The sequence below is a fragment of the Sphingomonas sp. genome (assembly GCF_036677245.1).
Lineage (GTDB): Bacteria > Pseudomonadota > Alphaproteobacteria > Sphingomonadales > Sphingomonadaceae > Allosphingosinicella.
Genome location: NZ_JAKFCG010000038.1, coordinates 1 through 25,605, shown reverse-complemented (window position 1 = coordinate 25,605; position 25,605 = coordinate 1). Strand labels below are relative to the sequence as shown.

General features: G+C 67.2%; 22 protein-coding genes. 9 read left to right on the top strand and 13 right to left on the bottom strand.

All coding sequences use genetic code 11. From position 1 onward, the window contains the following. Positions 1-147: 147 nt before the first annotated feature. Entirely contained in the window at positions 148-558 is a 411-nt protein-coding gene (locus V6M48_RS03695) for a DUF2147 domain-containing protein (RefSeq protein ID WP_332811173.1), read from the bottom strand. A 71-nt stretch (positions 559-629) separates the two neighbouring features. Between V6M48_RS03695 and V6M48_RS03690 the strand changes: the two genes are divergently transcribed. After that, positions 630-1,127: a DUF2721 domain-containing protein gene (locus tag V6M48_RS03690; RefSeq protein WP_332811172.1), complete on the top strand. Its 498-nt coding sequence runs from the start codon at positions 630-632 to the stop codon at positions 1,125-1,127. A gap of 307 nt (positions 1,128-1,434) precedes the next feature. On the opposite strand, the gene V6M48_RS03685 is transcribed toward V6M48_RS03690, so the two are convergent. Then, complete coding sequence (locus tag V6M48_RS03685; protein WP_332811171.1) at positions 1,435-1,860, bottom strand: hypothetical protein; 426 nt, start codon at positions 1,858-1,860, stop codon at positions 1,435-1,437. A 253-nt stretch (positions 1,861-2,113) separates the two neighbouring features. Further along, positions 2,114-4,318: an excinuclease ABC subunit UvrB gene (uvrB, locus tag V6M48_RS03680; protein ID WP_332811170.1), complete on the bottom strand. Its 2,205-nt coding sequence runs from the start codon at positions 4,316-4,318 to the stop codon at positions 2,114-2,116. Between the two features lie 64 nt (positions 4,319-4,382). Here uvrB and V6M48_RS03675 point away from each other — a divergent pair, with 64 nt between their 5' ends. Then, positions 4,383-5,351, top strand: a complete 969-nt coding sequence (locus V6M48_RS03675; protein ID WP_332811169.1) for a diacylglycerol/lipid kinase family protein — start codon at positions 4,383-4,385, stop codon at positions 5,349-5,351. Positions 5,352-5,400: 49 nt separating this feature from the next. Continuing rightward, positions 5,401-5,940, top strand: coding sequence for a DUF3617 domain-containing protein (locus tag V6M48_RS03670; protein WP_332811168.1), 540 nt, complete (start codon positions 5,401-5,403; stop codon positions 5,938-5,940). 33 nt (positions 5,941-5,973) lie between these two features. Here V6M48_RS03670 and V6M48_RS03665 read toward each other — a convergent pair whose 3' ends face one another. Then, positions 5,974-7,050: an MBL fold metallo-hydrolase gene (locus V6M48_RS03665; RefSeq protein WP_332811167.1), complete on the bottom strand. Its 1,077-nt coding sequence runs from the start codon at positions 7,048-7,050 to the stop codon at positions 5,974-5,976. Positions 7,051-7,143: 93 nt separating this feature from the next. Here V6M48_RS03665 and V6M48_RS03660 point away from each other — a divergent pair, with 93 nt between their 5' ends. Continuing rightward, the gene (locus tag V6M48_RS03660) at positions 7,144-7,371 is read left to right on the top strand and encodes a hypothetical protein (protein WP_332811166.1); all 228 of its coding nucleotides are present in this window, start codon (positions 7,144-7,146) and stop codon (positions 7,369-7,371) included. Positions 7,372-7,374: 3 nt separating this feature from the next. Here V6M48_RS03660 and V6M48_RS03655 read toward each other — a convergent pair whose 3' ends face one another. The 4 genes from V6M48_RS03655 to V6M48_RS03640 form a co-directional block, all read right to left on the bottom strand. Further along, entirely contained in the window at positions 7,375-7,830 is a 456-nt protein-coding gene (locus V6M48_RS03655) for a hypothetical protein (RefSeq protein WP_332811165.1), read from the bottom strand. 108 nt (positions 7,831-7,938) lie between these two features. Then, complete coding sequence (locus V6M48_RS03650; RefSeq protein WP_332811164.1) at positions 7,939-11,346, bottom strand: error-prone DNA polymerase; 3,408 nt, start codon at positions 11,344-11,346, stop codon at positions 7,939-7,941. 79 nt (positions 11,347-11,425) lie between these two features. Beyond that, positions 11,426-12,931: a DUF6504 family protein gene (locus tag V6M48_RS03645; RefSeq protein ID WP_443019042.1), complete on the bottom strand. Its 1,506-nt coding sequence runs from the start codon at positions 12,929-12,931 to the stop codon at positions 11,426-11,428. 256 nt (positions 12,932-13,187) lie between these two features. After that, the gene (locus V6M48_RS03640) at positions 13,188-13,988 is read right to left on the bottom strand and encodes an ImuA family protein (RefSeq protein WP_332811162.1); all 801 of its coding nucleotides are present in this window, start codon (positions 13,986-13,988) and stop codon (positions 13,188-13,190) included. A gap of 241 nt (positions 13,989-14,229) precedes the next feature. Here V6M48_RS03640 and V6M48_RS03635 point away from each other — a divergent pair, with 241 nt between their 5' ends. Genes V6M48_RS03635 through V6M48_RS03625 form a run of 3 tightly spaced genes read left to right on the top strand, consistent with a single transcriptional unit; the run spans position 14,230 to position 19,005 of the window. Then, positions 14,230-17,028 carry a M16 family metallopeptidase gene (locus V6M48_RS03635; protein ID WP_332811161.1) on the top strand — a complete coding sequence of 933 codons (2,799 nt, stop codon included), beginning with the start codon at positions 14,230-14,232 and terminating at the stop codon, positions 17,026-17,028. A gap of 49 nt (positions 17,029-17,077) precedes the next feature. Continuing rightward, positions 17,078-18,208, top strand: coding sequence for a sensor histidine kinase (locus tag V6M48_RS03630; RefSeq protein WP_332811175.1), 1,131 nt, complete (start codon positions 17,078-17,080; stop codon positions 18,206-18,208). Continuing rightward, entirely contained in the window at positions 18,205-19,005 is an 801-nt protein-coding gene (locus V6M48_RS03625) for a LytR/AlgR family response regulator transcription factor (protein ID WP_332811160.1), read from the top strand. The genes V6M48_RS03630 and V6M48_RS03625 overlap by 4 nt, the downstream gene beginning before the upstream one ends. Before the next feature lie 3 nt (positions 19,006-19,008). Here the strand turns inward: V6M48_RS03625 and V6M48_RS03620 are convergent, their stop codons facing one another. Further along, positions 19,009-20,229, bottom strand: coding sequence for an ABC transporter permease (locus tag V6M48_RS03620; protein WP_332811159.1), 1,221 nt, complete (start codon positions 20,227-20,229; stop codon positions 19,009-19,011). Continuing rightward, on the bottom strand, positions 20,226-21,119 hold the full coding sequence (locus V6M48_RS03615; RefSeq protein WP_332811174.1) for an ABC transporter ATP-binding protein: 894 nt from the start codon (positions 21,117-21,119) through the stop codon (positions 20,226-20,228). Before V6M48_RS03615 ends, V6M48_RS03620 begins: the two co-directional genes overlap by 4 nt. Positions 21,120-21,218: 99 nt before the next feature. Between V6M48_RS03615 and queG the strand changes: the two genes are divergently transcribed. Continuing rightward, positions 21,219-22,298, top strand: a complete 1,080-nt coding sequence (gene queG, locus V6M48_RS03610; protein ID WP_332811158.1) for a tRNA epoxyqueuosine(34) reductase QueG — start codon at positions 21,219-21,221, stop codon at positions 22,296-22,298. Positions 22,299-22,425: 127 nt separating this feature from the next. Here the strand turns inward: queG and V6M48_RS03605 are convergent, their stop codons facing one another. Next, positions 22,426-22,830 (bottom strand): hypothetical protein, encoded by a 405-nt coding sequence (locus tag V6M48_RS03605; protein WP_332811157.1) that lies wholly within the window; start codon positions 22,828-22,830, stop codon positions 22,426-22,428. A gap of 147 nt (positions 22,831-22,977) precedes the next feature. Here V6M48_RS03605 and V6M48_RS03600 point away from each other — a divergent pair, with 147 nt between their 5' ends. Then, positions 22,978-23,973: an adenosine kinase gene (locus tag V6M48_RS03600; protein ID WP_332811156.1), complete on the top strand. Its 996-nt coding sequence runs from the start codon at positions 22,978-22,980 to the stop codon at positions 23,971-23,973. A gap of 31 nt (positions 23,974-24,004) precedes the next feature. On the opposite strand, the gene V6M48_RS03595 is transcribed toward V6M48_RS03600, so the two are convergent. Beyond that, positions 24,005-24,514: a Crp/Fnr family transcriptional regulator gene (locus tag V6M48_RS03595; protein WP_332811155.1), complete on the bottom strand. Its 510-nt coding sequence runs from the start codon at positions 24,512-24,514 to the stop codon at positions 24,005-24,007. 137 nt (positions 24,515-24,651) lie between these two features. After that, positions 24,652-25,605 (bottom strand): APC family permease (locus tag V6M48_RS03590; RefSeq protein WP_332811154.1); only part of this gene is annotated, 954 nt, incomplete at its 5' end.

Here is a 25,605-nt window from a genome sequence, read left to right as displayed (position 1 = left end):
AGGAGGAAACGTCCGCCGTGCTCCCGCCGTTCCCGCGGCGCTCGATCGGGCAGGCCGCGAGTGCTGGATAGCGGTGCACCGCAGCCCGAAGCGTCGAGCTGAGCGGCTTCAGACCGGTCGAGCGCGGGCACCGACCTGCCCGACCCCCTATCGCCGCGTCCAGCGCTGTGACCGGCAGAAGAAAGCGATGCAGCCGCTCACCTTGAGCGACTGGTCCGGGTTGAGCTTCAGCACGGAACGATAGGTCCTGCCGCTTTCCGGATCGTAGATCCGTCCCTTGTCCCACCGGTCCCGTCCCGGCGAGAAGCCGCTGAGGATCGTCATGCCGATCAGCTTTCGCTCGCGAAGACGCGGGTCGGGATTGTGGACGTCGGTTTGGGGATGTCCGGGCTTGATGATCAGCGCCCTGGCGATCGTGCCGCACAGTCTCGCTCCGCACGGCGCGATCGTGATCAGCGCGCTGCGGTCCTGCGTCACCCAATCGCCTTCTATGTCGGGCGCAGCGCGCGCCGGTGCCGCAGTCAAGGCTGTTGCGGCGAAGAAGGCCATCCGGATCATCGGACTCTATTAGCCCCAGCCGCGGCTCCTGGCGACGCGTTTGACGGTTGGCGGGGGCCGGGCTGCCGCTTATGGCGGACGATATGCCGGCTCCCGACATCAGCTCGATTGCGCACATCATCCAGCTCGCGGTGGCGCCGGTGTTCCTGCTCGCGGGCATCGGCAGCCTGCTCAACGTCTTCGCGGCGCGGCTCGCGAGAGTCGTCGATCGCGCCCGCCAGATCGAGCGTCATCTTGCCGAAGCCCAAGAGGAGGAGGATGAGATCGAATTGAAGGAGCTCGAGATCCTCGATCGGCGGATGGCGATCTGCCACTGGGCGATCGGATTGTGCACCACCGCCGCCCTTCTCATCTGCCTCGTCGTCATGATCCTGTTCGTTGCCGACATCGTCGCGATCAAGTTCGCGGTGCCGATCTCGTTGCTGTTCGTCGCCGCGATGATCAGCCTGACCTGCGGCCTGCTGCTGTTCCTGGCGGAAGTCACGATTGCGACGCGCTCGGTCCGCGTCAGCGAGAAATATGTCGCACGCGGACGCCGCCGCGCGAGGGCTTTGCCGCGCGACCGCTGAGCGGAAGGGGGGCTCTAAAAAAGGATGGGCTCGAAAAAGCCGAAGGGTCGCCGAACCTGGTTCGACGACCCCCCAAACATGGTCAGCGGCCGGAAGCTCCAGCCCGGGAGAGACCGGAAAGGCTTAGCCTTTCATCTCCCGAACGAACTGAACCGACCCCTCTGCTGAACCATGAGACATCGGATCACCTCCTTTCGCATTGTTGAAGACAAGGTGATAATGAGTCCTCGGGCATCAGCGATCAAGTCTTGTAATCAAAAAACTTTTGGGTAATCCTTTTTGGCTCGCGCCGCGCCGGCGGCGCCCCTCACCCCCTGCAATCCTCGATCACGCGCGAAGGCTCGGGCCATGCCGGGATCACCAGCATCGCCGTCCCTGGTACCTCGACCGTGAAGCGGCCGCGGCTGAACGCGATGCTGTCCAGGAAGCGATCGCTTGCGCCGATGGTCGAGTAGACGGTCGGCGTCGGCTCGGTCCGCACCGACAGCGGGAAATTGCGCGTCCCCGAAGACGTGCGGATCGTCATCGTGTTGCCGCTCGTGATCCCGTCGCGCGCCAGCACGATCTCGCGGCGCGCACGGTCGCAGCGAAGCGCGAAGCTCGCGTGGCCGGCCGGCCCGAACGCTGCTTCGGAGGCCGAGGCATCGCTTCGATAGCCCCAGACACCGCCGCTCAACGGCAGATCGCGCCAGTCGGTCGCCCTCGGTTGCGGAACCGCCGGTGGCGGCAGCACGGGAGCAGGCGAGGGCGCCGGCGGTGGTGGGGAACTTGGCTGTGGTACACAGGCCGCCAGCAGCGCAAATGCCCCGACAATCCAAACTCCGCCCGCTGATCGCATTCGCCCGCTCCACGCTTCTACTAGGCAATGCTCAACAGCATGCGCGGCGTTTCGATCCAAGCGTAAAGCGACGATCGGCGAACGGACGCATCTGCGCGAGGGACCTTCGCCGGCAATGGGCGCGACGCGCCCTCGGCAAAGATGGGCGCTAGCGCCGCCCCGACGCCCTTTTGCCCATCCGGATCTGCTTCTGCTTGCCGTAGCGGGTCTTGCGCGTTCCCGGCTTTCCTTCGTTCGAATGGCCGAGCAGCGGCGCCTTGCGCTCATGATCGGGCAATCCCAATTCGTCCGCCTCCAGCCGCCGTATCTCGTCGCGTAGCCGGCCGGCCTCCTCGAACTCGAGATCGGCGGCGGCCTTGCGCATCCTTTGCTCGAGATCCTCGATATAGGCGCGCAGATTGTGGCCGACGAGATGCGGCCGCTCCTCGTCGCCGGTATCGACGATCACGCCATCGCGGTTCGAGACGTCGGAGAGGATGTCGGCGATGTTGCGCTTGATTGTCGTCGGGGTGATGCCGTTCGCCTCGTTATAGGCTTTCTGCTTCTCGCGGCGGCGATCGGTCTCGCGGAGCGCGCGCTCCATCGATCCGGTGATACGGTCGGCATAAAGGATCACCCGCCCCTCGACGTTGCGCGCGGCGCGGCCGATGGTCTGGATCAGCGACGTCTCGGAGCGGAGGAAGCCCTCCTTGTCGGCATCGAGGATCGCGACCAGCCCGCATTCGGGGATGTCGAGCCCTTCGCGCAGCAGGTTGATCCCGACCAGCACGTCATAGACACCGAGCCGCAGGTCCCGGATCAGCTCGATGCGCTCGAGCGTCTCGACATCGGAATGCATGTAGCGGACCCGAAGCCCCGCCTCGTGCAGGAATTCGGTCAGATCCTCGGCCATGCGTTTGGTAAGCGTGGTGACGAGGCTGCGATAGCCTTTCTTCGCGGTGGCCTTGGCCTCGGCGATCAGATCGTCGACCTGATCCTCGACCGGCCTGATCTCGACCGGCGGATCGATCAGCCCGGTCGGGCGGATCACCTGCTCCGAAAAGACGCCGCCGGTCTGCTCCATCTCCCACGGCCCCGGCGTGGCCGAGACCGCCACCGATTGCGGCCGCATCGCATCCCATTCGTTGAAGCGCAAAGGCCGGTTGTCGATGCAGCTCGGCAGACGAAAACCATATTCGGCGAGGGTGATCTTGCGGCGGTGGTCGCCGCGCGCCATCGCGCCGATCTGCGGCACGGTCTGGTGGCTCTCGTCGACGAACAGCAACGCGTTCTCGGGAAGATATTCGAACAAGGTCGGCGGCGGCTCGCCCGGAAGGCGGCCGGTGAGGAAGCGGCTGTAATTCTCGATGCCCGCGCACGAACCGGTGGCGGCGATCATCTCGAGATCGAAATTGGTGCGCTGCTCGAGCCGTTGCGCCTCGAGCAACTTGCCTTCCGCGACCAGCTCCTTGAGCCGCTCGGAAAGCTCATGCCGGATCGCCTCCATCGCCTGCTTCAGGGTCGGCCCCGGAGTCACATAGTGCGAATTCGCGTAGATCTTCACGGAATCGAGGCTGGCGACCTTCTTGCCGGTCAGCGGATCGAACTCGACGATTTCCTCGATGTCGTCGCCGAAGAAGGTCACGCGCCAGGCGGTGTCCTCATAGTGGGACGGAAAGATCTCGAGATTGTCGCCGCGCACCCTGAAATTGCCGCGCGCGAACGCCTGGTCGTTGCGCTTATATTGCAGCGCGACCAGCTTGCGGACGATCTCGCGCTGATCGACGCTGTCGCCTTTCTTGAGCGCGAACGTCATCGCCGAATAGGTCTCGACCGAGCCGATGCCGTAAATGCACGACACCGAAGCGACGATGATCACGTCGTCGCGCTCGAGCAAGGACCGGGTCGCCGAATGTCGCATCCGGTCGATCGCCTCGTTCACCGAGCTTTCCTTCTCGATGTAGGTGTCGGAGCGCGGCACATAGGCCTCGGGCTGGTAATAATCGTAATAGCTGACGAAAAACTCGACCGCATTGTCGGGAAAGAAGCTCTTGAATTCGCCGTAGAGCTGCGCCGCCAGCGTCTTGTTCGGCGCGAGCACCAGCGCCGGCCGCTGCAGCTCCTCGATCATCTTGGCCATCGTGAAGGTCTTGCCGGAGCCGGTGACGCCGAGCAGCACCTGGGTCTGCTCGCCCTTCTGCGCCTGCTCGACCAGCTCCGCGATCGCCGCCGGCTGGTCGCCCGCGGGCTCGTAATCGGCGACGATCCTGAACGCCTTGCCGCCCTCCGCCTTCTCGGGGCGTTGGGGGCGATGGGGAACGAAGTTTTGGGCGGTATCGGGCTCGTCGAGTCCGGTTCTGATCGCAATGGCCATGGTCCCTATATGGTCATTGCTCGGGCCGAACGCTACGTTTCACGACGCAAGATCGAGGCCGCTCATGCGTATCGTCGCCGGCGGATCGCCGGAGAAGCGGACCATGCGCGTAACTGCGGTCATCAACCGGAGCGGCGGCACCGTTGGGAACGACGAGGCGGAGCTTGCGGAAAGCCTCGCCCGCGCGTTCGCGGACGTGGGCGTGGAGGCCAAGATCATCCTCGCCGCGCCCGACGCGCTGCAAGCCGCATTCGAGAGCGCCGCCGGCGAAGCGGGGCTGGATGCGCTGATCGCCGGCGGCGGCGACGGCACCGTCAGCCTTGCAGCCGCAGTGGCGGTCGAGGCTGGATTGACCTTGGGTCTGTTGCCGCTCGGCACGCTCAACCATCTCGCGCGCGACGCTGGCATTCCGAACGGCCGCGACGCCGCGGTGGCGGTGATCGCGGCCGGCCACGCCGAAGCGATCGACATCGCCGAGGTCAACGGCCATATCTTCGTCAACAACAGCTCGGTCGGCCTTTATCCGCTGATGGTTCGCCAGCGCGAGGCGCTGCGCAAGCGCCTGGGGCACAGCAAGCGGCTCGCGATGCTCGTCGCGAGCGTTCGCGCGCTCCGCCACTTCAGCCGGCACCGGCTGACGATCAGGATCGCCGGCCGCGAGCAGCCGATCGAGACTCCGTTGCTGTTCGTCGGCAACAACCTCTATCAGACCTCGCTGCTGGCGCTCGGCCGGCGGCTCGGCCTCCAGGATGGCGAGCTCTGCCTGTACGCGGTACTCGCGCGGAGCCGGCTCCAGTTCCTCGGCCTGGCGCTGCGCGGGCTGATCGGGAGGCTCGACCAGCAGCGGGATTTCATCAGTCTCACCGCGGTGCACGAGGCCGAGATCCATTCGCGCCGGGCGGCGCTGTCCGTTTCCGCCGACGGCGAGACGTTGCACCTCGCACCCCCGCTCCACTATCGCGTGCGGCCGAAGGCGCTGCGCCTGCTGATGCCCGAACCTCCAGCTGTCGCCGCTGAGGAAGGGGATCGTTAGCTTTTAATGGCTTATCCTCAACCCGACTTAACGATTCAGGGAAGAAAAGATGGTCCGGACCTCGATGATCGCGCTTGCTCTGGCCGCGCTCGCGGCCTGCGGATCGCAGCAGCCCTCCAGCCAGGGCAAGACGGTGGCGCAGGAGAATGACGTGCGCGCCGACGCGGCCGCGCAGGGCGCCGATCCGAACGCGCTGCTCGCCGGCCGCTGGGAGACGAAGCAGGAGATGGTCGGAGTCGCCAAGGCGGGGCTGGAGGCGCAAAGCAAGCGTGAGATCGCGGCGGCCAGCGGCGCCTCGGTGCAATGCCTGCCGGCCTTATCGTCGAAGCGTCCCGACGCCAATTTCTTCGCCGGCAGCAGCGAAAGCGAATGCAAATATCGCAGCTTCAGCATGCGCGACGGGCGCCTCGACGCGACCATCGTCTGCACCGCGACCCCTGGCTCGATCACAATGACGCTCGGCGGCAAATATACGCCGACCAGCTACACGCTCGATGCGACGGCGGTCACCAGCGGCGTCCCGAACGTGATGCGCACCAGCGCCAAGATCACCGGAACCTGGCTCGGCGCCTGCCCCGAACGGCCCTGATCGCCAGGAGGTCGGGGGAAGCCGCCTGCAGGGCTACGGCACCCGGAAGCTCGCCCCGGGCAGCGGTGCGACGAACCGCCCCGATGCAAGCCCGCGCGCACGCCTCAGCGCTGCGATCCGCCGCGGCGGATCGTCGATCGCTTCGTTGGTGAGCTGCACCGTCCCCCAGTGAATGCCGAGCGCCATCCTGGGATCGAGCCCGGCGAAAATCGCCATCGCTTCTTCGGGGTTGACGTGATGGCTCTTCATGAAGTCGCGCGGCTCATAAGCCCCGATCGGGATCATCGCGAAACGGAACGGCCCGTGCGCCGCGGCTTGGCGGATCCACATGCCGTCGCCGAGCGCCGTGTCTCCGGCGAAGAAGATGTTGCCGCCAGGCAGCCGCACGGTGAACCCGGACCACAAGGCCCGGTTGCGATCGGCGCCCCAGCGCGAGCTCCAATGATGGTTGCGTTCGACCAGCACGTCGATGCCGTCGCGCACCGGCACGCGCCCGCCCCAATCGGCCGCGACCGAAGCCACGCCTTTGGCCTTGAGGATCGTGTCGTTGCCCAGCGGCGTCACGATCAGTGGCCGATCGCGCGCCCACAGCCGTTCGAGCGTGGCAAGGTCGAGATGATCGTAATGATTGTGGCTGACGAGCACGAGGTCGATCTTCGGCAGGCTGTCGAACGCCACCCCCGGCGCGCGCACCCGCGTCGGCCCGATGAACGAGAAAGGCGAGACTCGTTCGGACCAGACCGGATCGGTGAGGATGTTGAGCCCCTGCGTCTGGATCAGCACGCTGGCATGGCCGATCCACGTCACCAGCATCGCATCGCCCGCGACCCTGGACGGCGGCACGCTCTGCCGGACCGGAAGATGCTCCGGCCAGGACGTGCGCTCGCCGCGCACCCAGCTCTTGAGCAATAAAGAGCTGCGTGCCGCCTGGCGGCCCGCTTCCTCGGCGCTCGCGTCCGGATTGAAGAAGCGCTTGCCGTCGAAATGATCGCTGACGGGCCCGCGATAATAGACGCGGTCGAGGAAGGGAGGAAGGAAAGTCGGCGCCAGGCAGATCGCGACGACCAGGAACAGCAGCATCGTGCCGATCCACTTGAGCAATCGGCGCACGGCTCAGTCCCGCTTTTGGCCGATCGCCGCCGAGCGACGTCTCATTGACAGGTTGGGGACCGCGCAACAGGGTCGCTGCGAAGGAGAGATGAGATGATCAAGCGTCTGCTTCCCCTCGCTGCCACGGCCGCGGCCGCGGCCGCCGCCGCCGCCGGAGCCTGGCTGCTCAGCAAATATCTCGCCGGCAGGCCCAGGACCTTCACCTATGAGGGCGCGATTTACGTCCGGCACGCAGACGGCCGCTTCACCGGCGCGGGCGGCGCTCCGGTGATCAGTCCGCAGTTGGAGAAGGTCGAAGCGCATTGGGCCAGGCAGGGCTGAGGCTCAGGGGCGCAGCGGCTTTATCGTGAACCCGCGCGGCGCGCGATGCTCGGCATGGCCTTCATGGTACATGTCCATCACGAGCTCGGCCTTGGCCGGCCCTGCCATTCCGCAATCGACCAGATAAGAAGCGACGATCGAGCCGAACGCGCCAACGCCGGCCGCAGTGCGGGGTCCGATCGCGGGGGCGGAGCTGTCGGCGCAGCGCAGGCGCGCGAGATAGGCGCGCTCTCCTTCGGGACCGCCGACCCTGATCGGATTGTCCCTGCTGCCGAGCGGGTGACGGTCGGCTGCCGCAATCTCGCGCGCCATTTCCTCGTCGCTCGTGCCCATGCCGTCGAGAAGCGCGCGCGGCGTCGGCGATTCCTCGCGCGGCGGCTTCAAGGCGTGAGCCGGGGCGGCGAGCAGCGCCGCTGCAGCGATCGGGATGAGCAGGGATTTGAGCGGGCGATAAGCCATCAGAAGGCTCTAGCGGTTCGGTCGCGGTAGGGGAAGCTGATCGCGATTACAGCATAAAGCGAAAAGATGGGTGCCGGCTTTCGCAACAAGGAATGCGGCGTCAGACTGCTAATGGAAGTCGCGGCTCTTGACCGGGATCACGGCCTCGTCGCGGCGCGCACCGTGCGGCGCGGGATAGAGGTCGCGCGGCCGGTGCTTCCAGCGCTCGCGCGGATCGGGCGGCCCGCCATGGCTCGCGCCGTCGCCGGGCGAAGGACGATGGGGAAATTCGAGCGCGCCGACCGAATGAAGCATTGGCGTATGGTCCTCCAGGCGATCGGCGATGACATGGATCACCTCGCCCTCGCGCTGCAGCCGGCCCTTGACGCTGATCATCGACGCGGACAGCACGATCCGCCGCTGCGCCTCGAACTTCTGCTGCCAGATGATCGCGTTGGCGACCCCGGTCTCGTCCTCGATCGTGACGAAGGTGACGTTGGTCGAGCCCGGGCGCTGGCGCACCAGGACGATCCCGGCGACCTCGACCCAGCGGCCGTCCTTGATATGGCGCAGATCGGCGCAGCTGACGATGCCGCGCCGCTCGAGCTCGGGCCGCAGGAAGGCGAGCGGGTGGGCGCGCAGCGAAAGTTGCACGCTGCGATAATCCTCGACGACCTCGCGCCCATCGCTCATCCGGGTCAGCGCCACCCGCGGCTCGTGCATCAGCGCGCCTTCGCGCCGGTCAGCGGCCGCGAACAGCGGCAAGGGCGCCTCGCCGAGCCCGCGCACCTGCCACAGGGCCTGCCTGCGATCCACGCCGAAGCCGTGGAAGGCGTCGGCGTCGGCGAGCTTCTCGAGCGCTGCGACCGGAACCCCGGAGCGCCGCCAGACATCCTCGATCGACGCGAACGGCGCCTCGTCGCGCACCGCCAGGATGCGCGCGGCATGATCGTTGGAGAGGCCCTTCACCTGGCGCAGGCCAAGGCGCACCGGAAGGAGATCCTCCCCGATGAGCAGGTCGCCGTGTGGGGGCACTGCGCACCTGCTCATGGGAGGGGGACCGCGAAGCGGTGGAGGGGCTGGCGGGACGAAGCTTCGGCGCAGCCCCTCCGTCGCGCTACGCGCGCCACCTCCCCGTGCCGGGGAGGATCTAGGTTCCAAGGTGCAGTCCCACCGGCTCGCCTGCACGCACACCGGCCGGACCTCGACTCGATGGTCGCGCGCGTCGCGGACGATCTGGGCGGGTGCGTAGAAGCCCATCGGCTGGGCGTTGAGCAGCGCCGCGCAGAAGATTTCGGGATGGTGGCATTTCATCCAGGAGGATGCGTAAGCGATCTTCGCGAAGCTCGCCGCATGGCTTTCGGGAAAGCCGTAGCTGCCGAAGCCCTCGATCTGCTTGAACGTGCGCTCCGCGAAATCGCGCGTGTAGCCGTTGCCGACCATGCCCTCGACCAATTTATCGCGGAAGCCGCTGACGCCGCCGGTCTGCTTGAACGTCGCCATCGACCGCCTCAGCGCGTCGGCTTCGGCCGGGGTGAAGCCTGCACCGACGATCGCGACCTTCATCGCCTGCTCCTGGAACAAAGGCACGCCGAGCGTCTTCCTGAGCACCGCCTTGAGCTCGGGCTTGGGATATTCGGGCTTCTCCTTGCCCTCGCGGCGGCGAAGATAGGGGTGGACCATGTCGCCCTGGATCGGCCCGGGGCGAACGATCGCCACCTCGATGACCAGATCGTAGAATTCCCGCGGCTTCATCCGCGGCAGCATGCTCATCTGCGCGCGGCTTTCGATCTGGAAGACACCGATCGTGTCGGCCTTCTGGATCATCCGATAGGTCGCCGGATCGTCGTCCTGCAGCACCGGCGAGGCGAGGCCGATATCGACCGCCTTATGCTCGCGCAGCAGGTCGAACGCGCGGCGCATGCAGCCGAGCATGCCGAGCCCGAGCACGTCAACCTTCATGAAGCGCAAGGCGTCGATGTCGTCCTTGTCCCACTCGATCACCCGTCGATCCTCCATCGCCGCCGGGGCGATCGGCACCAGATCGTCCAGGCGATCCTGGGTCAGCACGAAGCCGCCGGGATGCTGGCTGAGATGGCGCGGCGTGCCGATCAGCTCGCGGGCAAGCTCGAGCGTCAGCGCAAGCCGCGGATCACCGCCGTCGAGGTTGAGATCCTGGAGATGGCGCTCGCCCACGCCCTCGTTCGACCAGCCCCAGATCTGGCCGGCAAGCGCTCCGGTCAGATCCTCGGGCAGGCCGAGCGCCTTGCCGACGTCGCGCACCGCGCCGCGCGCGCGATAGCGGCTGACGACCGCCGTCAGCGCCGACCTCTGGCGGCCATAATGGCGGTAGATCCACTGGATCACCTCCTCGCGCCGCTCATGCTCGAAATCGACGTCGATGTCGGGCGGTTCGTTGCGCTCGCCCGAGATGAAGCGCTCGAACAGCAATTCGTGCTTGACCGGGTCGATCGAGGTGATGCCGAGCAGAAAGCAGACCACCGAATTGGCCGCAGAGCCGCGCCCCTGGCAGAGGATCCCCTGGCTGCGCGCAAAATTGACGATCGAATGGACGGTGAGGAAATAAGGCGCGTAGCGCAATTTCGAGATCAGCCGCAGCTCGTGCCCGAGCAATTGCTCATAGGCCTCGGGAAGCCCGTCGGGGAAGGATCGCTCTGCGGCCGCGCGCACCCGCGCTTCGAGCAATTGCTGGGGGCTTTCGCCTTCACCGACCTCGCTTGGATATTGATAGGCGAGCTGGCCGAGCTCGAAGCTGCAGCGTCGCACGATCTCCTCGCTCGCCGCGATCATATGCGGCCAGCGCGCGAACAATCGCTCCATCTCGGCCGCGCTTTTCAAATGACGGTCGGCATGGCGCTCGCGGCGGAAGCCCAATTGATCGATCGTGCATTTCTCGCGGATCGCGGTGACGACGTCCTGCAGCATCCGCCGATCGGGCGAATGATAGAGGACGTCGCCGGTGGCGAGCGGCTTGACCCCCGCCGCGCGCGCCATCCGGTCGAGCCGGTCGATCCGCATCGCATCGCCGGGCCGGCGCTGATAGGAAATGGCGGCATAGGCACGATCGCCGAACAGGTCGCGCAGCCGCCGCATCGCCTGCTCCGCCGCCTCGTCGGCCTTGTCGGTGACCAAGGCGGCAACCATGTTCTCGGCGGCGCCGGCGACCTGCTCCCAGCCGATCAGGCACTCGCTCTTGCCGAGCCATTTCTCGTCGACCCGCTGCTGCGGCCGGCCGGCTGTGAGCATCCTCGTCAGCCGCGACCACGCCCGCCGGTCCTGCGGATAGACCAGCAAGCTTTCGCCGCTCACCAGATCGAGCCGGCAGCCGGGCACCAGCCGCACGCCGGTCGCCTTGGCCGCTTCCCAGGCGCGCACCATTCCCGCCACCGAATTGCGGTCGGCGACGCCAAGCGCCCCAATCCCGAGATTGGCCGCGGCCGCGAACAATTCCTCGCACGACGACGCGCCACGCAAAAAGCTGAAATGGCTGGTGACCTGAAGCTCGGCATAGGTCATCTATTCCTCCCCTGCAGTTGCAGGGGAGGGGGACCATGCAAAGCATGGTGGAGGGGCTCTCCTCCCCTGCATTTGCGCCTCATCCGAACACCCCATGCACATACCAGCTGAGGTCGCCGGTGCGGCGATCGACGCCGTCGCCGCGGCGGAAGATCCAGAAACGCGCGCCGCATTCGTCCTCGACTTGGAAATAGTCGCGCACCGCTTGGGCTTCGTTCCGGCTTCGCCACCATTCGCCATAGATTCGCTCGGGCCCGTCGGCCTGGCGGACGACATGAGTGTCGCCGCGCCAGGTGAAGCGGCGCGGCGCGCCGTCGGGGAGCAAGGCGACCACCTTGTCGACCGGTTCGGGATGAGCGAGCAACCGCACCGGGCGTGGCCATTGCTTGGGCCATTGTAGGGGCTGCTCGCTGCCTGCCTCCCCGAGCGGCGGCACAATGCACAGGCTGCGCTCGGGCACGTCGCTTTCGACCGCGCTCATCCGGAACAGGCGGTGCGCACCGAGGCGGCCCGCGAGGCGATCGATCAGCGGCGCGAGGTCGGGAGCCGGCGCCTCGCCGGCAAGCGCGCTTTCGATCGTGACTGGGCCGAGCGGCTCGCAGCGCTCGGCGACGAGCTTCATCGCATCGATCCCGAAGCCCGGCTCGATCGTCTCGATCCTTGGCCCCAGCAAGGCCAGCAGATGCGCGCCGTCGCGGGTCGCGCGGGCAGTGCCGATCGCGATCCTCTGCTCCTCGCCATCGACACGCGCGCAGCGCAGCATCAGCCGGCGCGCGGCAAGCCCCTTCTTCTCGAGCGTCGCGACGAGCGCGACGATCAGCGAACCGAGCGCCGCCGCGATCGCCTCGGCACTGGCGATCGGCTCGGCGAACCGTGCCGCAGCGCTCGGCGGCGCTTCGGGCACGATCGGCTCGACCGCCTCGGCGGCGCGGCCGAGCGCCTGGTCGAGACGGGTGAGCAAAGGCGCGCCGAACCGGCGGCCGAGCGGCCCGCGCGGCATCGCAATCAGCTCGCCGATCGTCTCGATGCCAAGCCGGCGGGCCGCGCTCACCACTTCGTCTGCGACGCGCAACGCGGCGATCGGCAGCCGCGCGAGCGCCTGCGCTTCCCCGCCCGGAGCACAGATCAATATTTCCCCGCCGCTGCCCCCGCCGCTCCCTGGGCCATGCCGCGCCAGCGCATGCGCCGCGCCGGCGGTGCCCGCGATCGCAATGCGGGCGAAAAGGCCGAGACGGGCGCAGAAATGAACGATGCGCGCGGCCATCGCCTGCTCGCCGCCGAACAGATGCGCGACCCCGCTGAGATCGAGCCACAGACCGTCCGCCCCCGCCACCGCCGCACGCGGAGTCCAGCGCCGCGCCGCGAACAAGGCGAGCCGCTCGAGCAAGGCGGCATCGCCTTGCGGATCGGCATCCTCCACCTCGATGCCGGGAACCAGCGCGCGCGCCTGGGTCAGCGCCATCCCCGGCCCAAGCCCAAGCGCCTGCGCGGCGGGACAAGCGGCAGCGATCGTCACCCGCTGCCCGGAGCGGTGGATGGTGACGAGGGGCTGGGGTTGAAGTTGGGGTTGGCCTTGTGCCGGCAGCCGTACTTGGGCTGAGGAGCCGGCAGCACCATCGCTACGCGCCCACCGTGCCCCCGGCCGCCACCCGCCGCCATGCAGATCCTCCCCGGCACGGGGAGGGGGACCATGCGCAGCATGGTGGAGGGGCTGCTCGGCTGGCAGCGGTGCCACCCCTCCACCGCTTCGCGGTCCCCCTCCCATGAGCAGGTGCGCAGTGCCCCCACACTGCGCAGCCGTGTCCAGGGGACACGGCGACCTGCTCACCGGGGAGGAAACTTCAAGCCGCCCTTTTCTCTCCCGCTCCAGCCGCAGCCGGTCGGTGGCCAGAGTGGGCAGATAGAGCGAGGCGACCCTCGGCATCGGGACTCTCCATGATCCATTCGAACGGCTCGCCGCCGCGCTGGCGGACGAGCATGACCTCCCAGCGCGCGCGCCCGACGCCGGGGACCGGAAGCATTGCGGAAGGGACGCAGCCGATCCGCCAGCGCGTCGCCGCTGCCGATGGCAGGCCGAGCGGGTCCTCGCCGTTCCTGCGCCAGCGGCGCAGCATCAGCGCGATCGTCCCGCCCGCTTCGGCGGCGAGCTGCAGCCGGCGCGTCGAGGCCATCGCGGCGCGCCCGATCTCCCCCACGACCGCGGCAAGGCCGCCGTGGCGAAGCCCCTCCTCCATCACGGCGAGCACATCCTCGTCGCAGCCGCATTCGGCGTAGATCAGCCGGTCGGGCGCAAGACCGGCCTGGGCAAGGCCAGGCGCGAACAGATCGCGGCGCTTCAACGCCCAGAGCACGGTTCCTTTTGTGTCTGCTCCCGCCTTGGGCCCAACCTTATCGGCCTGGCGCGCCGCTAGACCGGCAATGAACAGGCAGGCTGCGGCCTCGTCCGCCAAACCCGCCTTGGCGCCCGCTATCTCGTGCAGCGCGGCCCCGGCGAGGCCGCCACCCGCGAGCCTTGCATCGACGGCCTCAATCCCGAACGGGAGGCATTCGTACGCCTCCCGCCTCGCCTGCGATTCGATCGTCCGCACCTGCGCACGCAGCGCGGCGAGGCGTTCGGTCCGGGACAAAGAAAGAGCGGGCATGCGACTCGAGACTCATTTGTTCTCTTTATGTTCTGCCTTCATTCACCGCGAGTCAACCGCCGTGCGCAAAGAGAGGCGATCGCCATGGTTCCCAAACACCCTTCCCGCCACTAGCTAACAGTCAATGCTTGCTCTTCGCCGCTGCGTCACTGCTCTCCTCCTCCTCGTCGCCGTTCCGCTCCCAACCGCCGGAAATGGGGCCGCCGGAAATGCGGCCGCTGCAAATCGGGACGCGGGCGACTTGGGATGGTTCTACCGGGGGAGCGACCTCACACCGGATCCGGCCTGGCGGTTCGGCACCCTGCCCAACGGCCTGCGCTATGCCGTGCGCCGCAACACCTATCCCGCCGGCCAGGTCTCGATCAGGGTCCGCATCGACACCGGCTCGCTCAACGAAGCCGATCCCGAGCAGGGGTCGGCGCATTTCGTCGAGCATATGGTGTTCCGCGGCACGAGCAGCTTCGCCGACCGCGACGCGCGCCATATCTGGCAGCAGCTTGGCGCAAGCTTCGGCAGCGACACCAACGCCAGCACCGATCCGGCCAAGACCGTCTACCAGCTCGATCTGCCGCAGGCCGATCGTGCCGCGCTCGACAAGAGCCTTCAGATCCTGTCCGAGATGGTCGACAAGGCGTCGTTCACCCCCGCTGCCGTCGAGGCAGAGCGCAAGATCGTGCTCGCCGAAAAAGGCCGCCGGCCCGAGCTCTCGACCCGCTTCAGCGATGTTTCGCGTGCCTTGTTCTTCCGCGGCCTCAAGATCGCGGCGCGCAACACGATCGGCACCGACGAGACCTTGCGCGCGGCCACGCCGCAAAGCCTCAGCGCCTTCTACGAACGCTGGTACCGCCCCGACAACGCCACCGTCGTGATCGTCGGCGATGCCGATCCCGCCATGCTCACCGAGCTGATCGCCAAGCATTTCGGCGGCTGGCGCGCGACCGGCGCCACCCCGCCCGTGCCCGATTACGGCGCGATCAGGAGCGACGGCCCGCGGGTCGAGACGCTCGTCTATCCGGGCGCCCCTTACACCGCGACATTGCTGTGGCTGCGGCCCCACATCGCTTCACCCGACACGGTCGCGCGTGAAACCGACGAGCTTGCCGAGCTGCTTGCTGCGCAGATCCTCAACCGCCGGCTGGAGGCCAAGGCGCGCGCCGACGCGTCGTTCATCGGCGCCGGCGTCAGCATCGATCGCACGCGGCATGTCGCCGACACGACGCAGCTCTCGATCACCGCCAAAGACGGCCGCTGGCGCGACGCATTGACCGAAAATTTCGCAATCGTCCGGGACGCGCTCCGCGCACCGCCGAGCCAGGCCGAGATCGCCCGCGAGCTCAGCAATCTGCGCCTCGCGTTCAATAGCGCGGTCGCCGGCGAAAGCACCGTCAGATCGCCGCAACGCGCGCAGCAGCTGATCAATGTGCTCGACCGGGGGGACGTCGTGATGAGCGCCCCGGCGATGCTCGCTTTGTTCGAGCGCCTCGCGCCGCAAATGACCCCGGAGCGGATCGCTAAGGCGACGGGGAAGCTGTTCAGCGGCACCGGTCCGCGCCTCCTCCTGATGACGCCGCGTGCGGTCGAGGGCGGCAATGCGGCGGTCGCCGCGGCGCTCGACTCTGCCGAGAAGACCCTGCCGGCGACGCGCGCCGGAGAGCGCGAGGTCAGCTTCGATGCGCTGCCGCGGCTTGGGCCGCCGGGCAAGCCGCTCTCGCGCCAGCGGATCGAGGACATGGACGTCACCATCGTCCGCTTCGCCAACGGCTCGACCCTGACCTTCAAGCAGACCGAACATGAGAAAGGCTCGGTGTCGGTCCGGCTGCGCCTCGGCAACGGCATCTCCGGCCTTTCGCCCCAAGCCCCGTCGCCGCTTTGGATGAGCGGCGCGATTGCGCCGTCGGGCCTTGCCGATCTCGACCTCGATGCAATGGAGCGGCTGCTCACCGGCCGCAGGATCGGCATGGACGTCGGCGTAGCCGAAGACGCGCTCGTGCTCGCGGGGACGACCAACGCGCAAGACCTTCCGGACCAGCTGCGCTTGCTCGCCACCAAGCTCGCTTATCCGCGCTGGGATGCCGCCTTGTTCAACCGCTACAAGGCCGGAGCGCTCGAAAATTACGAGCTGAGCTTCGCCTCGGCGGCCGCCCGCGCGGGACGCGAGGTCGGCGGCGTCACCCATCCCGGCGACGAGCGCTGGCTGCCGACTCCGAAGGAGGCGATCGCCGGCGCTCGTCCGGCCGATCTGGAGCGGGCGTTCGCGCCGCTGCTCGCCACCGGCCCAATCGAGGCGATCATCGTCGGCGACGTCAGCTTCGAGACAGCGCTTGCAGCGATGGCGAAAACGATCGGGGCGCTTCCCGCGAGGCCGCAGCCGGCATTGGCGCCGGCAGCGGCAGCGGTCGCGCCGCCGCGTCCGAATCCAAGGCCGCTCCTGTTCAGCCACAAGGGCGACAAGGACCAGGCCTATGCGCTGATCGGCTGGTCGACGTTCGGCGGCACCGGGCGGATTCGCGATCGTCGGGCGCTGGCGCTCGCCGCGAACATCTTCCAGGTGCGGCTGTTCGATCGGCTCCGCGAAGAGGAAGGCGCGACCTATTCGCCGAGCGCGAGCGCGAACAGTTCGGAAAGCTTCCCCGCCTGGGGGATATTCGTCGCCGCGGCCGAGATCAGGCCGGAGAGCAGCGCCACCTTCTTCCGCATCGCGCGCGAGATCGTCGCCGATCTCGCCACCCGCCCGGTGGCGCCGGACGAGTTCGCGCGCGCCCAAAACCCCGTCACCAGCGGCCTCGGGCGCCAGATCAAGACCAACGGCTACTGGCTTTCGGCCCTCGAAAAATGGACGACCGAGCCTGTGCTCATCGAGCATACACGCAGCCATCTTTCCGACTATAAGGGCATGACGCCCGAGGACATTCGCGCCGCGGTCGCCGCCCATGTCGCCGAGGAAGGGGATTGGTCGATGCTGGTTGTGCCCGAAAATGCACCGGGAGACCTCGCGAAAACACAACAGCCTGCAGCGAAAGCCGAGCGCAGTGGCGACTGATCCGCTTCCGCTGGCTTTTCCCGATGGCCCCGCCGGCGGGGCGCGGGTGCTGGCCGGCAGCACGCGCGACGACGCGCCGCCGCCGCACGTCAGCCTCCAGCAGCAGCCTTTCTTCGAGGACAAGAATCGCGCCTTCTGGATCCTGCAATCGGCCGGCTGGGCCGGCTATTTCGTGCTGCGCACCTTGTCCGGGGTTGCCAATTCGTTCGGCTTCACCTTCGTTCTCCACACCGCCTTGCTGACCGCGACCGGCTATTCGATGACGATGCTGATGGCGGCCGCGTTCCGGCGCCTGATCCGGCTGCCGCCGATCATCACCTGGGCGACCTCGATCGTGCTGGTGCTGATCGCCTCGGCCAGCTTCTCGGCGATCGAGACCTGGAGCCATGCCACGTTCGTTCGCCCCGGGCTGAGGCCGCAGGGCATCGAATTCCTGAGCGCCATCCTGCTCGATTTCTCGCTGCTCGCCGCTTGGTCGGCGCTCTATTACGGGATCAATTATTATCTGATCCTCGAAAAGCAGACCGACCAGTTGCTCCAGCTCGAGCATCAGGCGAGCGCGGCGCAGCTGGCGATGCTGCGCTATCAGCTCAACCCGCACTTCCTGTTCAACACGCTCAATTCGATCTCGACACTGGTGCTGCTCAAGCAGACCGAGCGCGCCAATGCGATGCTGTCGCGCCTGTCGTCCTTTTTGCGCTACACTCTGGTCAACGAACCGGCCGGCCAGGTCACCGTCGCGCAAGAGGTTGAAACGCTGAAGCTCTATCTCGAGATCGAGAAGATGCGGTTCGAGGACCGGCTGCGGCCGCATTTCCATATCGACCCTGCCGCGACCAAGGCGCGAATGCCCTCCTTGCTCCTCCAGCCGCTGATCGAAAATGCGATCAAATATGCGGTCACTGCGCAGGAGGAAGGCGCGGACATCTCGGTCGACGCGCGCAAGCTGGGTTCCCGGCTGCTGATCTCGGTCTCCGACACCGGACCCGGACCCGGGTCTGACGGCCAGGCGCTAAACCCGGGCCAGCCGTCCACCGGCGTCGGTCTGGCGAACATTCGCGACCGTCTGGCGCAGGCCTATGGCCCTGACCATCGTTTTGAGACTCAAACGAACACTGACGGGGGGTTTGGAGTTATCATCGAAATCCCCTACCAAATCGAAGGCGAGGAATTGAAATGACCATCCGCACGATCCTGGTGGACGACGAGCCGCTGGCGACCCAGGGGCTCCAGCTGCGCCTCGAGAAGCACGACGACGTCGAAATCGTGGAGACATGCAGCAACGGCCGCGAGGCGATCCGCGCGATCAAGACACAGAAGCCCGATCTCGTCTTCCTCGACATCCAGATGCCCGGATTCGACGGCTTCTCGGTCATCCAGGGCCTGATGGAGGTCGAGCCGCCTTTGTTCGTGTTCGTCACCGCCTACGGCGAGCATATGCAGCGCGCGTTCGACGTGCAGGCGATCAATTATCTGATGAAGCCGGTCGAGGAGGACAAGCTCGCCGACACGCTCGACCGCGTGCGCCAGCGCCTCGCCGAACGGCGCAGCGTCGAGGAGGTCGGCCGCCTCAAGGAAGTGCTCGCCGAGGTCGCGCCGCAGATCGCCGAGAATGTCGAGGGCGTCGAGGACGCCCATAGTTCGAATCGCTACGAGAAGCTGATCAACATCAAGGACCGCGGCCAGATCTTCCGCGTCGACGTCGACACGATCGAGAAGATCGACGCCGCCGGCGACTATATGTGCATCTACACCGGCGACAACACTCTGATCCTGCGCGAGACGATGAAGGATCTCGAAAAAAGGCTCGACCCGCGCCGCTTTCAGCGGGTCCACCGCTCGACGATCGTCAACCTCGACCTCGTCCGCCAGGTCAAGCCGCACACCAACGGCGAATGTTTCCTGGTGCTCGATTCGGGCAGCCAGGTGAAGGTCAGCCGCAGCTACCGCGACGTCGTCGCGCGATTCGTGCATTAACGGTCATCGCGCCTTCCGCAGCCTGAACCATCGGCGCCGCGCTCCCGACTTCAGCACGTTGCGCCGGAACAGCGCGGCGCCGAAGCGGATCGTCATCCACACCCACAAGGCCTGCCAGGCGAGCGCGAGCAGATGCGGCCAGAGCTCGGGCGCCTGCGCGGCGCGCGCGATCATCGTCAGCGGCGAGCTGAACGGGAAGATCGCGGCCGCGATGCCGATCGGGCTGTTGAACGGCCCGACCGCGAACGAGGCGAGCACGAAGATCAGCATCTGCCCGACCGTGACCGGCATCGAGAGGGTCTGCACCTCGCGCACGGTCGCGGCTTGCGAGCCGATCCCGAGGAACAAGGCGCCGAGCAAAAGATAATTGGCGACATAATAAAGCAGCACCAGCAGCACGAACAGCGGCCAGCCGACCGCCGGATCGGGCAACATCGGGCCGCCCGCGCGCCATACCGCACCGGCGATCAGGGCACCGCTTCCCCAGACGATGATCCCGACCAGCGACACCGCCAGCATCGCGACGATCTTGCCGACGAAGATCGCGTCGACCGGCACCGCGGCGGCAAGCACTTCGATCACCTTGTTCGATTTTTCCTCGATCAGGTTCGAAAGCAGCATGCCGGCCAGCAGGACGGTCAGCATGAACAGCACCAGCTGGCCGGCGCGCGCGGTGATCGCGCGCACCGCCGCGACCGAGCCGGCCGACTGAGCGACCCTGACGACGTGGACTTCGGGGCCTGGACTTGCGGCCGAGCTTCGCGCCAGCAAGCGGTTCTGGCGCGCCTCGTCTAGGATCAGGCTGATCTGCCGGCGAACATTGCCGTCTTCGGCGACCGATCCGGTCAAGGTCGGCTGCGCCACTCCGCCGGTGAGCACCGCGACCACCCGTTTGTCGCTCGAGCGCAGCAGGGCCCTCACCTGCGCGTCCCGATCGCCGCTCGGCGGAATGTGGAGCAGCTCGGGCAGGTCGTTGCCCGCGAATGCCGGGTTGAGCCGGGTTCGGGCGGCTTCGATCTCCTGATAATCCTGGTCGCCGGCGACGACCGCGACGGTCACGCGCACGTCCTGCTGCGCCGCATTCTGGGTGACGTTGCCGAACAGCACCGATATGCCGATCACGATCAGCGGCCCGATCAGGAAGAAGAAGAAGGTCTTCGAATAGACGGTCGCGACGAAGTCGCGGCGGCCGATCACGAAAGCCGAGCGCACGAAGCTCATCATTGCGCGGCCTCCCTGCTCTCGGCGTCCAGCTCCTCCATCTCGCGCGCCGCCTGAGCGCCGGCGATCGCGACGAACGCGTCGTGCAGGCCCGGCCGCTCGATCGAGAGATCCTCGATTCCCGCGCCGCCGTCGATCAGCGCCTTGAGCAGCGGCTCGATGCCGGCTTGCGGCAGCTCGAAATGCCAGATGCCATCCTCCTGCGCGGTGCCGGGGGGAAGCGCCGCGCGCCACGGGCCTTCGGCCGCTCGGGTGCGCAGCCGCACCTGCGGGCGCAGCCGGTCGCGCGCCTCGGCGACCTTGCCCTCGAAGCTGATCCTGCCGTTGGTGATGATCGCGATCCGCTCGCACAGCCGCTCGGCGTGGGCGATGACATGGGTCGAGAAGATGATCGTCACGCCCTCGGCCGCCTTCGCCCGGATCAGCCGCTCGAGCCGTGCCTGGTTGATCGCGTCGAGACCGGAGAACGGCTCGTCGAGCACGATCAGGCGCGGGTCGTGGACGATCGTCCCGAGCAATTGCACCGTCTGGGCCATTCCCTTGGACAAGGATTTGATCGGCTTGTGGACGTAATCGCCAAGTCCGTTCTCGGCGAGCAAGTGCTCCGCGCGGCGCCGGCCCTCGGCGCGCGGCAGCCCGCGCAGCGCGCCCATGAACGCGACCGCCTCGCGCGTGCTCATCGCGGGATAGAGGCCGCGCTCCTCGGGGAGATAGCCGACCAGGCTCGCAGCCTCGAGCGGCCGCGAATAGCCGAGCAGGCAGCGCTCGCCTTGGTCGGGATCGATGATCCCGAGCAGCATGCGCAATGTCGTGGTCTTGCCGGCGCCATTGGGTCCGAGGATGCCGTAGATGGTGCCTTCCGGAACCGCGATGTCGATCCCATCTACCGCCATGCGCCCGTCGAACGCCTTGAACAGGCCCTTTGCTTCGATCGCGACGCCGCTGTGCACTATTGATTATCCCGCTAATCGTTGAGCTGGTACCGGCACCTGATGAACCAAGGCAAGTCAAGGCTCCGTGAAGATCTCGACCGGGAGGCCCGCGCCTTGGGCTTCGCGGCGATCGGAGTTGCGCCGGCCGACGCTGCGCCGAAGAGCGCGGAACGGCTGCGGCAATGGCTGGCCTCGGGCGCGCACGGCGACATGATCTGGATGGAGAATGAGGATCGGCGCGGCTCTCCCGCAGGGCTGTGGCAGGACGTCCGCTCGGTGATCTCGCTCGGCATGAGCTACGCGCCCGCCACCGATCCGCTCGCGCTGGCAGCCGCGCCGGAGGTCGGGCGGATCTCGGTCTATGCGCAGGGCGCCGATTATCACGACGTCGTCAAGAAGGCCTTGAAGGCGCTCGCGCGCTGGCTGGTCAAGACAGCGGGCGGCGATCTCAAGGTCTTCGTCGACACTGCGCCGGTGATGGAAAAGCCGCTCGCCGAGGCGGCCGGCCTCGGCTGGCAGGGCAAGCACACCAATCTCGTCAGCCGCTCCGACGGCAATTGGCTGTTCCTCGGCGCGATCTACACCAGCCTCGATCTCGAGCCGGACGCACCGCACACTGCGCATTGCGGCAGCTGCAACGCCTGCCAGGCCGCCTGCCCGACCGACGCCTTCCCGGCGCCGTTCCAGCTCGATGCGCGGCGCTGCATCTCCTACCTCACGATCGAGCATAAGGGGCCGATCCCGCACGAATTCCGCCAGGCGATCGGCAACCGCATCTACGGCTGCGACGATTGCCTCGCGGTCTGCCCGTGGAACCGCTTCGCCGACAGCGCGCGCCGCAACCAGGCGTTCGTTCCGCGCGCCGAGCTGGTGGCGCCCCCGCTCGCCGATCTGCTCGCGCTCGACGACGCTTCGTTCCGCCAGGTGTTCGCCGGCTCGCCGATTAAGCGCATCGGCCGCGGCCGCATGGTGCGCAACGCCGCCGTCGCCGCCGGCAACAGCGCCCGCGCCGATCTGATCGCGCCGCTCGAGAAATTGGTGGATGACGAGGATCCAGTGGTGGCGGAAGCTGCGGAGTGGGGCTTGGCGCAGCTCGCTTCCTCGCTCGTCTCCTCCCGCGCGGCACCACTGCAAAAGTAGCCGGTCACCCACAAACCGTTCGGCCTGAGCTTGTCGAAGGCCTTTTCTTCTCTGAACAAGAAAGGAAAGCGGTTCGACAAGCTCACCGCGAACGGAGTTTTGCAACGGCTCCCCCAGAGAGGCTAGTCTACCGCCCCTGCTGCCGACTGATCAGCGCCGCGACGCACGATGCGCGGTCGATATCGCGGCCGTCGGGCAGGCGTGCGTCGACCCAGGTCGCAACCGGCTCGCGGCCGCGCGCAGGCGGATAGAGATAGACGTCGAGCACGCAAATCTCGCTGGCGAACTGATATTTGCGCGCATCGCCTTCCTGCACGTCGAGGTTGGGCCGGCCGAACTGCGCCTCCAGCGCGCGCGCATCGTGGCCGAGCACCCCTTCGAGCCCCTGCCTGTTGAGCACGGGAGCACGCGGCCGTGCGGCGGGCGTCTCGGGAGCCGTGCTAGGCACGCAGCCGGCGAGCAGCAGCAGCGCACCGATCGCCGCAGCGAGGGCCCGTGGGGCCGTAGTCTGCCGCGTGATCGAACGAAACATCGGCTCTCCTTGAACAGCAACAGCGCCTGCTTCGCGCAGCACCGCCGGCCCGTCAATCACTGCCGGTCGATCGCAGGTCGACGCACGGTTGATAACAAATCGGCCCACCGTTACGGCAGCGCCTCCTTCAACAGAACGAGGTTCCTCGTGCCAGACGCCCGTCTCGACGTCCTTGCGATCGGCAATGCCATCGTCGACGTGATCGCTTCCGCCGACGACGATTTCCTCGCGCGTGAGGGGCTCGCCAAGGGATCGATGCGGCTCGTCGACGCGGACGAGGCGGCGCGTCTCTATGGACGGATGGCGCCGGGCCGCGAGACGAGCGGCGGATCGGCAGCCAACACCGTCGCCGGCATCGCCGCGCTCGGGCTGCGCGCGGGCTTCATCGGCCAGGTCGCGACCGACCAACTCGGGGAAGTGTTCGCGCACGACATACGCGCGCTCGGCGTCGAGTTCGCGACCTCGCCGCGGGGCGGCGACCTCGCCACCGCGCGCTGCCTGATCCTGGTGACGTCCGACGCGCAGCGGACGATGAACACCTTCCTCGGCGCCTCGCAATATCTGCCGGCCGCGGCGCTCGACCAGCGCCAGATCGAGGATGCCGCGATCCTCTACCTCGAAGGCTATTTGTGGGATCCCGAAGAGCCGCGTGCGGCGATGGAAAGAGCGATCGCGATCGCGCGCGGCGCAGCGCGGCAGGTCGCCTTCACCCTCTCCGACAGCTTCTGCGTGGATCGCCATCGCGACGGCTTCCAGGCGCTGATCGACAGCGGCCGGATCGATATATTGTTCGCCAACGAAGCCGAGATCGTCTCGCTGACGCAAGCCGCCGATCTTGCAGGTGCGCTCGCCGCGGTCGAGGGCAAGCTGCCGCTGCTCGTCGTCACGCGCAGCGAGCACGGCGCGCTGGCGATCAGGGGGAGCGAACGCGCCGAGGTCGTCGCCGAGCCGGTCGCCAAGGTGATCGACACCACCGGCGCCGGCGATCTGTTCGCCGCCGGCTTCCTCGCCGGCCACGCGCGGGGCCGCCCGCTCGAAGAGAGCCTGCGGATGGGCGCGATTGCCGCAGCCGAGGTGATCTCCCATTATGGCGCGCGTCCCGAAGCGGACCTCAAGGCGCTGGTCGCGACGAAGCTCGGCTAACCCGCTCCTCCCGCAGTCGAGACGGGTCTGATCAGATCATTCCCGCTTCCTCGAAGCCGGCCGCCGCGTGCAGGCCAGCAAGGTCGAGGATGGAGACACGCCGCTTGTTGTACGCAACCAGGCCGTCGTAGCGGATTCGCTGGAGCACACGATTGACGTGGACCGTGGTCAGTCCGAGTACGTCGGCCAGCTGCTCCTGCGTGAGCGGAGAGGTGAAGATGCCGCCATCCGCAAGTCCGACCCGCTGAAGGCGGTCGTGAACTTCCGAAATGAAGTGCGCGACCCGGCCGCGCGCGTCCCGGCGGCCGAGGCTGACCAGTCGCGAACGGAGGATGCGGGCCTCGGCATCTCGTGCCCAATCCTGCCCGCGCTCGAGCGCCGGCAATGTCCGTCCGGCGATGAGGTCCTTCCGCAACACGGCGACGCGCACGGCTCCGGATGCGCGTATCTCGTGAGCAATTTCGTCCGAGGCCGACGCCGCCCAGCCGCAGAAATCTCCCGGCAAAAGGACGTCGGTGATCTGGCGCGCGCCGTCGCGCAACGACTGGGCGCGATAGGCCCATCCCTCGACCAGAAGGTGCAGGTGAAGCGAAGGCCGTCGGCAAACCGGGAGAGGCCGACCTGCTCCCGATCGTCACGCGCTGATATTTTCACCGGGCAGCGCCGGCCGCTACTCGCCTACGGCCGGATCGCCGGTTTGCCGTCGACCGTCGGCGCGTCCTCCGGGAATTCGGGAAGGTCCGGCCGCGCCAGCGGGGATTCGCCTTTCGCCAGCCGGCTGTTGTGCATCCCGTAGACGAAATAGAGGATGACCGCGCCGATCATGAACCAGGCGAAGAACACCAGCACCCGGTTCTCGACGCTGAGGATCAGCCCGAAGCAGGAGAGCACGCCAAGGATCGGAAGCACCGGATAGAAAGGCACGCGGAAGCCGCGCGGCAGCTCGGGGTGCGAGCGCCGCAGCCAGATCACGGTGAAGCAGACGATGCCGAACGCGGCGAGCGTTCCGACCGAGGTCATGTCGCCCAATGTGTTGATGTCGAAGAAGCCGGCGGCGATCGCGACCAGCAGCCCCACCACCAATGTGTTGATCCATGGCGTGCGATACTTTTTGTGCACGCGGGCGAACACCGCGGGCATCAGCCCGTCGCGCGCCATCGTGTAGAAGATGCGGGTCTGGCCGTACATCAGCACCAGGATCACCGAGGTCAGGCCGATGATCGCGCCGACCTTGATCGTCGAGGCGAACCACGCCCATTGCGGGCCGAACGAATCGACCGCCACGGCGACCGGATCGGGGACGTTGAGATCCTTGTAGTTCACGACCAGCGTGAGCACGATGGAAACCAGGATGTAGAGCACGGTGCAGACGAACAGCGAGCCGAGGATGCCAATCGGCATGTCGCGCTGCGGGTTCTTGGCCTCCTGGCCGGCGGTCGAGACGGCCTCGAAGCCGATATAGGCGAAGAACACGATCGAGGCCGCGCGCATGATGCCGCTCCAGCCATATTCTCCCTTTTCGCCGGTCGGTTCGGGGATGAACGGCGACCAATTGGCCGACAAGGTATCGAACTGCGAAATCACCATATAGCCGCCGACGAGGATGAAGGCGGTGATCACCGAAACCTTGAT